This is a genomic window from Fulvivirga sp. AWR4_260 (assembly GCF_056158185.1).
On sequence record NZ_JBSWSU010000015.1, the window covers coordinates 1,572,060 to 1,587,449 of the forward strand.

Annotated in this window: 17 protein-coding genes; 15 read left to right on the forward strand and 2 right to left on the reverse strand. The window is 36.7% G+C overall.

The features are described from left to right. Positions 1 to 144 precede the first annotated feature (144 nt). A complete protein-coding gene (locus tag ACXACQ_RS13210; RefSeq protein WP_474976420.1) occupies positions 145 to 585 on the forward strand; it encodes a ferritin-like domain-containing protein in 441 nt (146 codons plus the stop codon). An 82-nt stretch (positions 586 to 667) separates the two neighbouring features. Here ACXACQ_RS13210 and ACXACQ_RS13215 read toward each other — a convergent pair whose 3' ends face one another. Beyond that, on the reverse strand, positions 668 to 922 hold the full coding sequence (locus tag ACXACQ_RS13215) for a DUF4235 domain-containing protein (protein ID WP_474976421.1): 255 nt from the start codon (positions 920 to 922) through the stop codon (positions 668 to 670). Between the two features lie 195 nt (positions 923 to 1,117). On the opposite strand from ACXACQ_RS13215, the gene ACXACQ_RS13220 reads away from it, so the two are divergent. The 3 genes from ACXACQ_RS13220 to ACXACQ_RS13230 are packed head-to-tail and all read left to right on the forward strand — an operon-like array spanning position 1,118 to position 5,329. Next, the gene (locus tag ACXACQ_RS13220) at positions 1,118 to 1,408 is read left to right on the forward strand and encodes a GNAT family N-acetyltransferase (RefSeq protein ID WP_474976422.1); all 291 of its coding nucleotides are present in this window, start codon (positions 1,118 to 1,120) and stop codon (positions 1,406 to 1,408) included. 32 nt (positions 1,409 to 1,440) lie between these two features. After that, positions 1,441 to 2,643 carry a Pycsar system effector family protein gene (locus ACXACQ_RS13225; RefSeq protein ID WP_474976423.1) on the forward strand — a complete coding sequence of 401 codons (1,203 nt, stop codon included), beginning with the start codon at positions 1,441 to 1,443 and terminating at the stop codon, positions 2,641 to 2,643. Positions 2,644 to 2,674: 31 nt separating this feature from the next. Next, positions 2,675 to 5,329, forward strand: coding sequence for a BamA/TamA family outer membrane protein (locus ACXACQ_RS13230; protein WP_474976424.1), 2,655 nt, complete (start codon positions 2,675 to 2,677; stop codon positions 5,327 to 5,329). Positions 5,330 to 5,428: 99 nt separating this feature from the next. Here ACXACQ_RS13230 and ACXACQ_RS13235 read toward each other — a convergent pair whose 3' ends face one another. Next, on the reverse strand, positions 5,429 to 5,749 hold the full coding sequence (locus ACXACQ_RS13235; protein WP_474976425.1) for a phosphoribosylpyrophosphate synthetase: 321 nt from the start codon (positions 5,747 to 5,749) through the stop codon (positions 5,429 to 5,431). A 316-nt stretch (positions 5,750 to 6,065) separates the two neighbouring features. Here ACXACQ_RS13235 and ACXACQ_RS13240 point away from each other — a divergent pair, with 316 nt between their 5' ends. The 11 genes from ACXACQ_RS13240 (at position 6,066) to ACXACQ_RS13290 (ending at position 15,312) form a co-directional block, all read left to right on the forward strand. Beyond that, positions 6,066 to 6,332, forward strand: coding sequence for a YtxH domain-containing protein (locus tag ACXACQ_RS13240; RefSeq protein ID WP_474976426.1), 267 nt, complete (start codon positions 6,066 to 6,068; stop codon positions 6,330 to 6,332). Between the two features lie 50 nt (positions 6,333 to 6,382). After that, entirely contained in the window at positions 6,383 to 6,568 is a 186-nt protein-coding gene (locus ACXACQ_RS13245) for a CsbD family protein (RefSeq protein WP_474976427.1), read from the forward strand. A 78-nt stretch (positions 6,569 to 6,646) separates the two neighbouring features. After that, on the forward strand, positions 6,647 to 7,552 hold the full coding sequence (locus ACXACQ_RS13250; RefSeq protein ID WP_474976428.1) for a mechanosensitive ion channel family protein: 906 nt from the start codon (positions 6,647 to 6,649) through the stop codon (positions 7,550 to 7,552). 27 nt (positions 7,553 to 7,579) lie between these two features. Further along, complete coding sequence (locus tag ACXACQ_RS13255; RefSeq protein ID WP_474976429.1) at positions 7,580 to 8,011, forward strand: arsenate reductase family protein; 432 nt, start codon at positions 7,580 to 7,582, stop codon at positions 8,009 to 8,011. Positions 8,012 to 8,219: 208 nt separating this feature from the next. Continuing rightward, positions 8,220 to 9,122, forward strand: a complete 903-nt coding sequence (locus ACXACQ_RS13260; protein WP_474976430.1) for a mechanosensitive ion channel family protein — start codon at positions 8,220 to 8,222, stop codon at positions 9,120 to 9,122. Between the two features lie 15 nt (positions 9,123 to 9,137). Then, positions 9,138 to 10,487 (forward strand): dihydrolipoyl dehydrogenase family protein, encoded by a 1,350-nt coding sequence (locus tag ACXACQ_RS13265; RefSeq protein WP_474976431.1) that lies wholly within the window; start codon positions 9,138 to 9,140, stop codon positions 10,485 to 10,487. A gap of 4 nt (positions 10,488 to 10,491) precedes the next feature. Continuing rightward, complete coding sequence (locus ACXACQ_RS13270) at positions 10,492 to 11,511, forward strand: DNA topoisomerase IB (protein WP_474976432.1); 1,020 nt, start codon at positions 10,492 to 10,494, stop codon at positions 11,509 to 11,511. A 5-nt stretch (positions 11,512 to 11,516) separates the two neighbouring features. Further along, the gene (locus tag ACXACQ_RS13275; RefSeq protein ID WP_474976433.1) at positions 11,517 to 12,833 is read left to right on the forward strand and encodes a DUF2254 domain-containing protein; all 1,317 of its coding nucleotides are present in this window, start codon (positions 11,517 to 11,519) and stop codon (positions 12,831 to 12,833) included. Positions 12,834 to 13,022: 189 nt separating this feature from the next. Next, positions 13,023 to 13,394, forward strand: a complete 372-nt coding sequence (locus tag ACXACQ_RS13280) for a hypothetical protein (protein ID WP_474976434.1) — start codon at positions 13,023 to 13,025, stop codon at positions 13,392 to 13,394. A gap of 45 nt (positions 13,395 to 13,439) precedes the next feature. Further along, positions 13,440 to 14,597: a baeRF7 domain-containing protein gene (locus ACXACQ_RS13285; RefSeq protein WP_474976435.1), complete on the forward strand. Its 1,158-nt coding sequence runs from the start codon at positions 13,440 to 13,442 to the stop codon at positions 14,595 to 14,597. Between the two features lie 151 nt (positions 14,598 to 14,748). Then, positions 14,749 to 15,312, forward strand: coding sequence for a type 1 glutamine amidotransferase domain-containing protein (locus ACXACQ_RS13290; protein ID WP_474976436.1), 564 nt, complete (start codon positions 14,749 to 14,751; stop codon positions 15,310 to 15,312). Positions 15,313 to 15,390 lie beyond the last annotated feature (78 nt).

Sequence of the window (15,390 nt, forward strand, 5' to 3'; positions counted from 1 at the left end):
GTGTTAATTTTTTTAGACAAAAAAAGAGGCCATTATCCTATAAAACGGATTAAATAACTAGTTAACGCGGTTGGAATAGAATATGCAGATTCATAACTAAAAATAACAAATGGGTGCTATACCCTTAATTAAAAAAATAGAGTTATGGAAACTGAGAAAAAAGCAATACAAAACGTAATAGATATTTGTCATGATGGAGCTGAGGGTTATGAAAGGGCTGCCAGCGAAATTAATAACAACGAGTTTAAAACCATTTTTAATCGACTAGCTCAACAGCGCAAGTTGTTTATAGAAGAATTGAAAAATGACGTGCGTGACCAAGGAATAGAGATTAATGACTCAGGTACAGTAAAAGGTTATTTTCATCGTACTTGGATCGACATCAAAGAATCTTTTGCTAGCAAAGAAGATAAAGCAATTATTGAAGAAGCTAAGTTTGGAGAAAAAAATGCCATAAAAGTGTATGAAGAGGCCATTCATGCTGAAATTCCACAATACATTAGGGAAAAATTAGAAAAGCAAATGCATATGATTGCCGGTACTATAACTCAGCTCAATGAATTTGAATCTGAGTTAGTACATTAAATAAGGACATTGATCTCAAACATAAAAAAGCCAAATGTATTTACATTTGGCTTTTTGCATATATTCAAAGTTGAAAATTAATTCAACGTATCTTGGTTTTTAGTAGGTCTCGGGTCATAAGTCTTACCATACCCACCGCTGCACTGGTTACCACTGTCCACCCTATGACATAACCAATATTATGTTCATTATGTCTTAATGTTTCGGGTGGATTTTCTTTCTTAACTGATTTATATCCGTAGTCAAAACATTTTTTCAATGCTATGCCTGATGCTATAGCTAGCCCCGGAATCAGGTAAGAATTGAAATTATCTTTTCTTTTTAATGGGTTTTTCATAGTAAATATTCTTCAAAAATTATTCCATACCGGTATACTAAGTGGAAATAAGGAATGGGGAATAGGGCTGGGGAATTTTTTCCTCATTATGGATATGAGAAATACTCACTAATTAAGGTGTAAATAGCCTGTAGGGCTAAAAATGAGTTTGGCATATTTTTTACTATATCTACATCGAATCTAATACATCTTATTATGAATTGTTCCGTAAGATTAGACATGGCGGGTAAGAAGTTTACCACCACTATCGATGGCGCTGAATGCTATTTACAGTTTAAGCAAGTAAGCCCTGAAGTTCTTGATTTCGAATATGTACATGTGCCAGAAGCATTACGCTCTCGTGGTATTGCCAGTACATTATTATACAACGCTCTTATTTATATACAGAAGGAACATATGGAAATGATTGCCGGCTGTCCTTTTGTAGAAACATATCTTTCTAAGCACCCCGAATTTAGGTGTGTAGCATGGAAAGAGGCAGTGTAAACCATACTGCTACTAATACTTATTGACCTAATATGACAACAGATCAAACCGAAGAATCACACAACATTATCACAAAAGCAGAAAAGCATGTTTCCTCCTTGTTTAAGGAGGAGCTTTCTGATAAACTATTATACCATAGTATAGCTCATACTTCTGAAGTGGCAGAAATATCGGAAGCACTAGGAAAAAAGGCCGAGCTCAATGATGAGGAGTTAGAGCTGCTAGTACTTTCGGCATGGTTTCATGATACTGGTTATATAAAAAAATATAATGGTCATGAACATGAAAGTGCCATAATAGCTGAGGAGTGGCTCTCTCAAAACGGTTACGATGCAGGTAAAATTGATAAGGTGAAAAAGCTTATCATGAGTACTGTTGTGGGGCATAAGCCCGAAGACTTTTTGGAAGAGCTGATTCATGATGCAGATATGGCCCACATGGGGCGGAAGAGGTTTTTCCGAAAAGGAGAATTGTTAAGGGTAGAGTTAGAGAATTTTTTGGATAAAAAGTATTCTGAGCTTGATTGGGAGAAACATCAATATGACTTTTTAGTAACTAATAACTTCATTACTAAAGTAGGTAAGGAGGAATTTGAAAAGCGTAGGGTCAAAAATATAAAAGAGCAACGCAAAAATATACTAAAGGCTCGAAAGGTAACTATCCGTGAGAATACCGGAAAAGACTTCGGCCGTGGTATTGATACTTTGTATAGAGCCAACTATAGAAACCATATCAATTTAAGTGCTATAGCAGACGGTAAAGCTAATATGATGATTAGCATAAACACCATTTTAATATCTGTAATTGTAACACTTTCTGGTGCTAGCCTTTCTGTTTCACAAGGTTTTATAGTGGAAAATTTAAGGTTTACAGTGCCTATTATGATTTTATTAGTAGGGGCACTACTTTCTGTAGTGTTTGCGGTATTGTCTGCGCGGCCTAAGGTCACTGAGAAAAAAGTGAAGTTAGAAAAGGCAGAGAAAGGAAATAATAGTTTGCTTTACTTTGGTAATTTCTTGGGTATACCTAAAGAGGAGTTTATTCGCTATCTAAATGACCTTAAAAAAGATCAGAAAAAACTATACGAAAGCATGTCCGTTGATATTTATAACCTTGGACTTGTGCTAAAGGAAAAATACAGACTATTAAGTATTTCATATAACATTTTCATGGGCGGCTTAAGCCTTACAGTATTAGCTTTCATATTCATTTTTTTATATACGAATGCACAGTAAGAGAGCTATAAACCTAACCATTAATAAATAAATGATTAAATATATAAGAGGAGGGCTGGCAGTTTTGTTAGCCCCTATGTTTTTTTTATCGGGGTGTAAAGTTTCTAAATACTCTCATAATGAGTCTGTTAAGCAGCAAGCGATCTCTCAGGAGTCTGATTCTGTTACTGTGGTGGCTGGTAGGCTTTATGAGGCAGGAAGCTTCAAGAGATTTATGCTAGGAGATCATTACCGAGAGGTGTGGTTAGCGCCTGTAAAAGTCCCTATAATCAACTTAGAGACAGAAAAAGGAGGCTTCGAAATTCTCAAAAAGGGTGGAGGAATGCAGACCTATTCGCTTAAGCTAAAGGCTAAGAATGGTAAATTATATTCTTTAAGGTCAATACAGAAAGATCCTACACCTACATTGCCCACAGGGCTGCAATACTCTTTTGCTGATGATGTAATTCAAGATCAGATCTCAGCGTCTATACCTTACGCCCCTTTTATACTGCCTCCTATGGAAGATGCTATCGGTATGTATCATACCAATCCGCAGCTTTTTTATATTCCTGACACACCAATATTAGGGAAATACCGAAAAGATTTTGGAGGTGTGCTAGCCATGCTGGAGCAAGATGCTGATGAAGACTGGTCAGATTATAAAGATTTTGGAAATACCAAGAATGCAGTTAGCACCAACTCTGTAATGGAGGAGCTTAGAGATGATAATGATAGCTATGTAGATGATGAAAGCTTGCTAAAGGCAAGACTGTTTGATATTTGGATTGGAGATTGGGACAGACATCAGGGGCAGTTTAGGTGGGCTGAGTTAGAAGATGATGATGATAAGAAATTCTATAGACCTATTCCTGAAGACAGGGATAATATGTTTTTTAAATTCGATGGCTTTTTGCCATGGTGGGCCAGCAGAAAATGGGCACTGAGAAAGTTTCAGGATTTTCAACCCGAAATACGAGATATCTCTGGTTTTAATTTTAATGCACGTCATTTAGATAGAAGATTTCTTACAGAATTAACAGAAGATGACTGGGCTGATATGGCCAATTTCATGCAAGAGAAACTTACTGATGATATTATAGAGAAATCTCTTCATCAGCTACCTGATACTATTTATAATATTACAGGTGATAGGTTGGTGAGAATACTTAAGGCAAGGCGTGATAATTTGGAAACCTTTGCCAGAAATTATTATAAAGTTTTGGCTAAGCAGGTGGATGTTGTGGGCAGTGATCAGGACGAAGTATTTGAAATCATAAGAAAGGAAAATAATAATACTGAAGTCAATGTATATGAAGCAGGTAAGCATGGTAAGAAAAAGAGGCGTTATTTCCATAGGGAGTTTAAATATGGAGAAACAAAAGAAGTAAGAATTTATGGCTTAGGTGATGATGATTATTTCTACGTATCTGGTGAGAATAAAAAAGGTGTAAAGGTTAGGATAATAGGAGGTAAGGGAGAAGACACGTATCAAGATTCGTCTCATGTAGCGGGTTTAGCACGTAAAACCATTTACTATGATGATATAGATGAAGAGAATGATTTGGAAGAAGGTAAGGAAGGTAAGCTTATGCTATCACCTGATGCTGACAATAATGAATACAATTTCACGGAATTTAAATATGATTACTTTGGACCCGCACTCTATGTAGGCCTCAATAATGACGATGGAATATTTTTTGGAGGAGGTGTAGTGATAAAAACACAAGGGTTTAGGAAAGACCCATATGCTACTATGCATAAGATAGTGGCTAATTATGCTCCAAGTACTTCGGCTTGGAACTTTGATTACCAAGGAGATTTCATCAAGCTATTTGGAGATTTGGGACTCAACCTTGATTTATCGGTAAGAGCGCCTAATTTTTATACTAACTTTTATGGCTATGGTAATGGCTCTGAAGAGTTAGATAATGATGATAGCCAATATTACCGTGTACGGTATAAAGATATCACATTTAACCCCGGGCTTACCTATAACATTGGAAAGAAATCATCCATTAAATTTGGTCCGAGTTATCAGTATGCTAAGGTAGAGCATGACACTGATAGGTATATTGATATTATTGGGCCAGAGCTCAACCCTGAAGTCTTTGAAGGAAGTCATTTTGGTGGGTTTGAGTTTAAGGCTGATGTACGTACTACTGATAATTTACAAAAGCCAGAGAAGGGAGTGAGATGGATTACTACCAGCAAATGGATGGCCGAATTTAATAATGATAATAGTAGATTTAGTAAAATAGAAAGCGAATTGAGAGCTTACTACACCTTGGATTTACCTTTCAAAACCACTTTTGCAGTAAGGATAGGAGGCGCAAGTATTGCCGGGGACTATGATTTTTATCAAGCCCCCAACATAGGAGGAAACGCTGGACTTAGTAGACTGGGAAATGTAAGAGGTTATGGACGTAACAGGTTTACAGGCAATAGCAGCGTGTATCAAAATACGGAGGTTCGCATTAGACTTTTAAAGGTGCCATTTTATTATATGCCGTTTGAGTTCGGTATCAGTGGTCACTTAGACCAAGGTAGAGTTTGGTCAGATGTGCCTAATGAGTCGGGTAAGTGGCATCGAGGTGCAGGGGGTGGTGTTTGGATTGCTCCTGTAGGCCGTTGGGTTTTTACTGCGGTGTATACTGAAAGTGATGAAGACAGTAGGTACAACCTTAATTTAGGATTCTTATTCTAAGATAAAAGATATGGGGTGTATAACCCTCAGCAATAAAAAAGGCTCCGATAGGAGCCTTTTTTATTGAGTTGTATATGTGTATCTGATTACTTTATTTATTTAGTGCGATACTGCATCTTCACGGTTTACTTTTTCTAAGTATTCCTCTAATTCCATGGTAGTATCTGCTCCATAAGCATCTACTAGCAAGCCTTTCTCTTCTGCACTGGTTTCAATGGCATATAAAATTGATGAATCAGCAGGGTCAGATTCGCCTTCAAATCTATACTCTTCTTTGATAGTAATTTCTTCAGGAGCATAAGTTTTCTGGTTGCTGTCATTGTGTAATTCTCCGTCTCTATAATTAAAGTCGGCTTTATATCCTTGGTTGCGCAAGTCAGTCATTACTTCTGATAATGGCTTTAAATTATGTTTAGACATATCTATTGATGTTTTTAGTTTTAAATCCTTTAGTAAAATATGTGCTAAAGCTATGCCATAACATTAATCTGTTTGTACATGATATTATAGAGGGATTAGTGCTGGTGCCAATATTTGTATTTCCCCAGAGTGTGGAAAAAATTGTACATCACTTCAATGCTGTTAGCCATAATTGAAATCATAAAACCGCCCATATGGCTATATAGACCTGTTTTTTTATATCAATCAGAATTGGTACATCTTTTTCATAGTACTTACTAAACCTGATAAGAATTCGGGGGTATTGTTAAAAGTTTACATTATAAAACTATCAATTATGAACACGAATATTAAAATAATAGCTGGGTTTGCAGCAGGAGCATTAGCAGGAGCATTAACAGGATTATTATTAGCACCTGAGAGTGGTAGAGATACTAGAAAAAAATTAGGTACTGAGTCAGATAAACTAAGAGACAGTCTAAGTAAATCTTTAGCTGAAACGTTTGATGCTGCTAAGGTTAAATATAATGGCCTTTTAGACGAGTATATCGCAGAAGGCAAAAAGTCATTTACTAAAGTGAAAGATAAAGTAAATCTTAACTAAGGTAGCTGCATAAAAAAGCATTAGATAATATTCACTAAAACATTACAATTATGAACGATTTACAAGTAAAAGGAAACTGGAACGAACTTAAAGGTAAGTTAAAACAGAAATATGGAGATCTCACTGATGATGATTTAACCTTCGCTGAAGGTAAATATGACGAGATGTTAGGCCGTATTCAGAAAAAAACGGGCAAGTCTAAAGAGGAGTTGAAAGAAGAGATTGCAAGTTTATAATTAAAAATAACAGACAGAAAGCCTGAGTCTGCAGACTCAGGCTTTTTTTACTAATACTACCAAAACCAAATAATATTAATGGAAATAGAGCTAGCATCAGCATTTGATAAAGTTACAGATAAGCTAAACACTTGGTTAGAGACATTATTGGGCATGCTGCCTAATATGGCCGTAGCCATCTTGTTATTTATTGTATTTCTTTTTCTCGCTAAAATGGCTCAGCGCGTTTTTATTAAATTATTTTCACGAGCTTCTGCAAATAGAGCGTTAGAAAATCTCTTTTCTACAGTAATCTATTATCTTGTTTTAGGAGTCGGTATTTTCATAATACTTGGCATATTAAAATTAGATAAAACCGTTACATCATTACTTGCAGGGGTAGGAGTTATTGGTTTGGCATTGGGCTTTGCCTTTCAAGATATTGCCGCCAATTTTGTTAGTGGCGTCATATTGGCGTTCCGCAGGCCATTTAGGTTGGGAGATGTTATATCAGTGCAAGACTACATGGGCACGGTAAATAGGACTAACCTGCGTGTTACCACTATCAAAACCTTTCAGGGCCAAGAAGTTTATATTCCTAATAAAGATGTGCTTCAAAACCCGATTATCAACTATAGCATTTTAGGAGAAAGAAGAGTGGACTTGGCCGTTGGTGTTTCATATGGCGATGACTTGGATAAGGTAGAATCTTTAGTTACTGACACCATTCATTCGTTGGAGGGTATAGTAAGACCAAAGGACATGATATTCGATTATTACGAATTTGGCAGCAGTTCCATTAATTTCAATATACGTTTCTGGATAAAATATCCTGATCAGCCTGGTTTTTTGGCCATGAGAAATAAAGCTATAAAGAAAATCAAAGCTGCCTTTGATGAGCATGATATTACTATACCATTCCCAATCAGAACGTTAGATTTTGGAATAAAAGGTGGGGAGGCATTATCTGAAATGAAACTGAAGCTAGAACAAGCCCAATCTTAATAAATTACACATTAAATATTTAGAAAAATGAAAGCTGAAAAAAATGAAATTTTGTTTTTCTATAATTCTGAAAAACAGGAAGATAGAAAAGCATTTGGCTATGCTGAATCTATTGATAGCCATAAATTAAACGAGAGAAATATTATAAAGGATAATTTAACCGAAACTCACATAGCAGAAATAGCTGATGATATGCATGTGACAGTGGCAGAGTTAATAGATAAAAATAGTGAATACTATATGAATGAGCTTAAGGGGAAAGATTATTCATCAGCTGAGCTATTAGATATACTTGAAAGACACCCCGAAGCTATCAAAACTCCCATTGCATATGTGGGGAAAAAGGCATTTTTTGTTGAATCTGCCTATAGTTTTGTTAAGCAAGATATAGAAGTTAAGGGAGTTACTTCAGAGGCAGGTAATGCTTTTGAAAAGCCCGTAGAAGAACGAAATTTATAAAATAGTGGTAAGAAAAAACATGAAAGTAAATATTCGAATATTTATTATTTCATTAATCTGCCTTATCACTGCTATAGCTCTGCGCTGTACCCGTCATGAAGACCAACCAGTGCAGAGCTATAATCCTAAACATACTTCGCACCACAACGAAGATTCAACCCATCACCAATCTTCTACTAAAGAATGAGTGGTAAATACCCAATAACCCATGAGCGATAGTTTCAGATATCACTTCCATAAGTTGTACAGCAATGTTATGGAACATTTACCCGCATTCGTAACAGGCCTGATCCTTCTTGCTATTTTTATACTCATAGGTGCAATGCTTCGCGGTGTGGTAAAAAAGAGAATATCTCGAAAGGTTAAAGATCCACTGCTAACAAATTTCATAGGAAGATCTATTTTTCTCATTTGTTTGATAATAGGTATTATCTTATTTCTTGATCAGCTGGGGTTGACCAAGGCGGCTGGTGGAATACTCGCTGGAGCGGGTGTGTCTGCTTTAATAATAGGCTTTGCATTTAAAGATATAGGAGAAAATTTCTTGTCTGGCTTCTTTCTCGCCTTTAGTCGCCCTTTTAAAATTGGAGATATTATTCAAGTAGCTGACATTACCGGCACGGCAAAAGCACTCAATTTTAGGAATACACATGTGAGAGCTTTTGATGGCAGGGATATTTTCATTCCTAATTCTATGCTTATTAAAAATCCGCTAATTAACTATACCAAAGATGGTTTAATGCGGCATGAGTTTGTGATAGGTCTTGATTATGGAGATAAGATAGCTGATGCCTCACAGGCCATTTTAGATGAGCTTGATAAGCTACAAAATATTACCAAAATGGAAGGTTTAGAGCCTTTTGTTATTATCAACGATTTTGGTACCAGTACCATTAACCTCAAAATATTCTTTTGGATAAATACATATGATTTTCTTGGGTCGACCACTGTTTTGAAAAGCCAAGTAATGCAGCAGGTGGTGAACCGGTTAGCTGCCGAAGGGTATAATATGCCTGCTGATATTGTAGAATTAAAGATATATCAGGAAGGGCAACCGATACCTGTAAATGTAAACATGAACGATAAAACGCAAATTAAAGCTAAGCTTTGATGCACTAATAGATATATGGAAACGCAATTTGATGTAATAGTAATAGGAAGTGGACCCGCAGGAGGGAGCATAGCCGGTAAATGTGCCAATGCAGGAAAAAAGACGGCTGTTGTAGATGTAGAATTTGGTGGTACTTGCGCTTTAAAAGGCTGTACGCCTAAAAAGGTATTAGCTGTTACATCTGAAATTTTGCGGTACGCATGTCATTTGAGTGGTAAGGGTATTAAGCAAATCAATGTTGATTTAGACTGGGGGTCTTTAATGCATTTCAAACGGTCTTTTACTGAATTAATTCCAATGCATACCAAAGAAGCATTTACCAAAAATGGCATTACGGTTATTGAAGGGAGCGCCACGTTTGTAGATGCTAATATTATTGAAGTGGCGGGTAAAAGGTACAAAGCCAAGAAAATTGCCGTTGCAACAGGGGCAGTTCCTGCAGCATTGCCTTTTAATGGAGCAGAGTTGATGATTACTTCTGATCAGCTACTGGAATTAGACCAAGTACCTAAAAAGGTAGTATTTGTAGGAGGAGGATACATAGCCCTTGAGTTTGCTCAAATATTAAGAAAGTCTGGCTGTGAGGTAACTATTTTAGAAGCTAGTGATTTACCTGTGGATAAATTTGATCATTTTTTAGTATCTAAATTATGTGAGTCTTTCCAAATGGATGGAATTGACATCAGAACGAATTTCACTGTGGAGGAGATAAGAAAAGAGAATGACCATTTTGCTGTACAGGGGCATCATGAGCATGGTAATGTATCTATTGATTGTGATTTGGTAGTGCATGGGGCAGGGAGAATGCCTAATATTAAAACATTGAACCTTGAAAAGGCCGGTGTAAAATATTCTAAAAAAGGCATTAGTGTTAAATCAAGCATGCAAAGTGTATCTAATCCAGATGTTTATTGTGCAGGAGATGTGGCAGATACAGGTTTTCCTTTCACTTTGGTGGCAGATTATGAAGGTCATTTGGTGGCTACCAATATTTTGGAAAAAGACAGTGCCAAAAAGAAAACCTCATACCATGGAGTTCCTTATGTGCTTTTTACCGCTCCTAAATTGGCCTCGGTGGGCATGCTTGAAAATGAGCTTATAGAAAAACGCATTAACTATACTACTAAGCAAAAGGATACTAGTCATTGGTTAATTTCAAGAAGCTTGCAAGAGCACTACAGCGGGTATAAAATTTTTATTGGTGAGAAAGGTGAAATATTAGGAGCTCACTTAATAGGGCCAAAAGCTGATGAGGTGATTAATGGTTTCGCCATGGCTATACAGCATAATTTGTCAGCCGATGATATAAAGAAGACCTTCATGAGCTACCCCAGTGCATTTAGTGAAATTCGTAAAATGATTTAAACCTGTGGAAGCTATAGCCAAATGCCCTCCGGAAATTAATTATGTGCCTCATGACTGTCCGGGGTTAAAAAGAAAAAAGCATGGAAGAGGCTTCGCTTATTATGACTGCGATGGTAATAAAATAACGGATAAAGAAACCCTTGAGCGGATTAAGGCTTTAGTAATACCGCCTATGTGGACTGACGTATGGATTTGTGAAAATACCAATGGGCACCTGCAAGTAACAGGGCACGATTTAAAGGGAAGGAAACAATATATTTATCATCCCAAGTGGGTAGAATACAGGCAGAAAAGCAAGTTTTCAAAGTTGGTCGAATTTGGGCATAAGTTGCCATTAATCCGAAAAAGACTAGAGCAAGATATTAGTTTAAGAGGGTGGCCCAAAGAGAAAATTTTGGCTTTGGTAGTGATGATGCTCGATGAACACTACATAAGAATTGGCAATAAACATTACGAGCACGAAAATAAAACCTACGGGCTTACCACTTTGCGAAGAAAGCATATTGCAGAAAAAAACGGTAAGCTTTACCTGAGTTTTAAAGCAAAAAGTGGAAAAGAAAGAAAAATAAAGGTAGAGAGTAAGAAGCTAATAAAACTGATAAAAAAGACTTCTGAGTTGCCAGGCTATGAAATTTTTAAGTTTAAAGACGAAAATGGGAAGAGCCACCCTTTGCATTCACACGATGTGAATGAGTATCTAGAGGAGATTTCTGGCGAATATTTTACGGCTAAGGATTTTCGTACTTGGGGAGGAACCACGTTAGCTATTGAAAAAATGGACGAAGCGGTGGCAGAAATAGAGGAGAACCCTAGAAAAAAATTAGAAACAGCTTTAGTAAAAAAGGTTGCTTCTGTGTTAGGTAATACGGTGGCTGTCTGTCGTGAGTATTATATTCACCCCAAGGTATTAGACACATTGCTTAATGACAATTTAGGTAAGTATACTTCCAAAAAGCTAAACGGAATAAAATACAAAAGCGAATTAACAGACAGTGAGCAACTTGTATTGAAAATAATAGACTAAGCTACATGCGTAAATTACAGCGGGTATTTTTTAAGTTCTACTTAAATATTATAAACAGTATAGCCTTTTATCCTTCTCTTATAGCTATAGGGTTTTTACTGTTTTCATTTGCTGTGATGACCTTAGAGTACCAGCCTTTTATGATCGAACTCAAAGAGGCTATAAGTATTATGCTTGTACAAGGTACTGACAACGCCAGAAGCATACTTACTACCATAGCAGCAGGAGTTATTTCGCTTATGGTCTTTAGCTTTTCTATGGTAATGGTAGTGTTAAATCGTGCTTCCAGTACCTTGTCTCCGAGAGTTATTCCAGGGCTTATTACCAATAAACCTCACCAGATAGTGCTAGGAGTATATTTAGGCACTATTATTTATAGTTTAATATTAACCGTTAACATCCAATCGGCCGAAGCTAAGCATCAGATTCCGAGTGTAGGTATATTCATTTCTATGCTATTTGTGGTGGTGTGCTTGGCGCTGTTTGTTTATTTTATACATTCCATTTCAAGGTCAATTCAGGTAGACAATATCCTTGAAAAGATATTTTATGATACTAAAGAGCAGCTTAAAGCTGCAGGCAAAATAGAGAAAGAAGAAGTTCCTCACACTGAAGAGTGGCATACTATAAAAACGAAATATCCTGGATATATAAAGCAAGTAAAGGCCGACTCGCTTTTGAAGTTCTGTCAGAAACATGACCTGAAAGTGCAACTTACTGAACCTATAGGAACTTTTGTGGTTAAAGGTTTTCCTTTTCTAAAAGTAAACAAAGAGTTGGATAAGGAAGAGGAGTTGGATATTATCAATTGTTTTGTTTTTTATGCTGAGGAACACGTTAGAGATCACTACATTTTTGGATTTAAGCAGATAAGTGAAATAGCCGTAAAGGCCTTAAGTCCCGGAATAAATGACCCAGGTACCGCTATAAAGGCTATAGATATGCTTTCTATTTTGTACATAGAACGAATGATACGTAAGGAACGGATTTGCTTAATGTCGGACGACAAGCAACCGTACCTGTTTTTTACCCCAGTAAGTTTTTCTCAGCTGTTGTATAATCATTTGACCCCCATTCGTGAGTATGGGAAAAAAGATGCTTCTGTAATGCTCAATTTATTCGAATGCCTAAAGAATATGGCATTTGCAGATAAAGACAATAAGGATTATACCGAAATACTGGTTAAATACCTTAATGGGATGGCCAATTCATGTAAAGAGTATATTACTGATGGATTGGATAAAGAGCAGGTCAATAAGAAAATAGATAGTATCAATAGTTTGCTAGGAAACGATATTTCTGTAGAAAATATAGGACAGTAAACTGTGTAAACAATCGGCAAGTTTCCATTTGCCTATCATTTAAACCCATTTTTCTTTTACTCAAGTCTTTTTTTGATTCTTGGCACAGTATTCAACCCTTTAGATAAGTATGAAGAATTGAATATTAAAAGCCTTGCCTTAAGAAGTACCTGCTTCTGTGCGCAATGCATGACTACAAACTTTACGCACATGAAAAATTTAAACAATGAAATTCGCTTAAAAAATATCCTTAGCTGCATAGATGAAATAGGAAATTACTGCCCCGATCTCACTTACGAAGAATTTTGTGATGAAGAAATAAAGATGCCAGTGTATAGAAATTTAACCATGGTGGGGATAGAGGCGGACAATATTCAAGGTAGACACCCCGCATTAACTATACTTAAAAGTTTTAGAAAGGCAGACTTTATAGATGGTATTGGTAAAGACGCATATGCTGTTTATAGCTTTATAATGAGGGATTTGAGCAATCTGAGGCAGTCTTTGGTGAATACAGAGATTAGGGAAAAAGTAAGACGATTGATCAGGAGACCTCGATTGATGAGTGCAGGAGCCGCTTAGGTATACTATTTGAAACTTCTTAGGTATAATCTAAAAATCAACATTATGGATATATTTAAGAAAACAGATTTTATAGAATTATCAGAAATACAAAAACCACATTGTGTTTCTATTTACATACCAACAGAAAGAGACGGAGTAGAAGAAAGTAGATATAAGAACCGTACTCGTTTTAAGAATCAGATAAAAGAAGCCAATCAGCAGCTCCAAGTATACGGACTTACTAAAGGAGATGCTGATTTGTATTTGCAGCCTGCGAATGATTTGCTAGAGAATGAAAACCTCTGGACTGACTTATCTGATACGCTGGCCGTTTTTGTATATAGTGGTGAGATTAAATCCTTTGTTTTACCTATCCACACAGAGGAGTTTACTTACGTATCTAACCACCTTTACTTATCTCCATTAGCACCTGCATTGCGCGAAGATGGGCGACACTTTATATTAGCCCTTAGCCTTGGAGATGTGAAGTTTTATGAAGCTACCCAACACACAATAACACCAGTAGAAGTTGAAGGGTTGGTGCCTCAGGCGCTAGAGGAGACTGTAGGTGAGGAGTTAGAGGAGAGTGCCTTGCAGTTTAGAAGTGATAAAGGAGGACAAGGTGAGGCCATTTTTCATGGACACGGAGCCGGCAATGAGTCTGAGAAGAAAGAAGAAGCTCTTAAGTATTTCAGAGACATTAACGCAGGACTTTTACAAATGCTTCATGATGAGAAAGCTCCACTAGTTGTAGCATGTGTTGATTATCTTTTTCCGCTATATCAACAAGCCAATACTTACCAAAACTTAAATGCAATGCATATAGCAGGCAACCATGAGCATACTAACTTGCTTAAGTTAAAAGAGATGGCTTGGGAACTGGTGAAAGACCATTTTAATAATGAGGAAATCACGGCAGAGAGTCGGTTTACTGCAGGTTTGGACAATGGTAAAGCAGTGTACAATCCTGAAGAAGTGATTCCGGCTGCTATCATAGGACAGGCAGAAACATTATTCATAAAGCGAGGACATCATATTTGGGGTACCTATTCGCCAGATAATCATAAGGTGTCTATAGATGGGGTACACAAGTTGGGTAATGCTGACTTGGTAAATAAAGCAGCAGTAGAGACTATAAAACATGGTGGTAGTGTGTATGAAATAGAGGATGCCAATGAAGATGATGTAGATGTGAAAGCAGTTCTGAGGTATCAAATGTAAAATATACCTCAGAGTGTGAATGGTATTCACCAATTATAATATGTAAAAATGATGCTCTTCTTGCTTAAGCCTTAAAATACGATGTTGGCATCATTTTTACACCTCTTTAGTTAGAAAAGAGATTTTCTAACCAAACTAAAACGTAATAGATATGAATTTATTAGAAGATAAAAAAGTAGCAATATTAGTAGCAGATGGATTTGAAGAAGTAGAATTTACTGAACCAAAAAAAGCACTAGAAAAACAAGGGGCAACGGTTCATGTAATTTCCCCAAATGACAAAAAGGTGAAAGCTTGGGATAGCACTGATTGGGGAAATGAATATGATGTAGATAAAAATTTAGATGCAGCACTACCTAGCGATTATAATGCTTTGCTCCTGCCAGGAGGGGTACTCAATCCAGATCATTTGAGAGCCAATGATCAGGCTGTAGATTTTGTGAAGCATTTCTTTGCAGAGGGCAAACCCATAGCAGCTATCTGCCATGGCCCTTGGACCCTCATTGAGACCGGAGCGCTGAAAGGTAGACAAGTAACTTCATACAAGTCTATAAAAACAGATTTAATTAATGCTGGGGCAGAGTGGAAGAACGAAGAAGTAGTGGTAGATCAGGGGTTGGTTACAAGCAGAAACCCTGATGATATACCTGCCTTTTGTAAAAAAATGATTGAAGAATTCTGTGAAGGAGTTCATGAAGCACAAAAAACTCTGTAATCTTTTGTAATTGACAGAGTGTTGAATTAGCTGTATGCGATTAATACAGCTAATTTTTTATCAAATTTTATATAACTA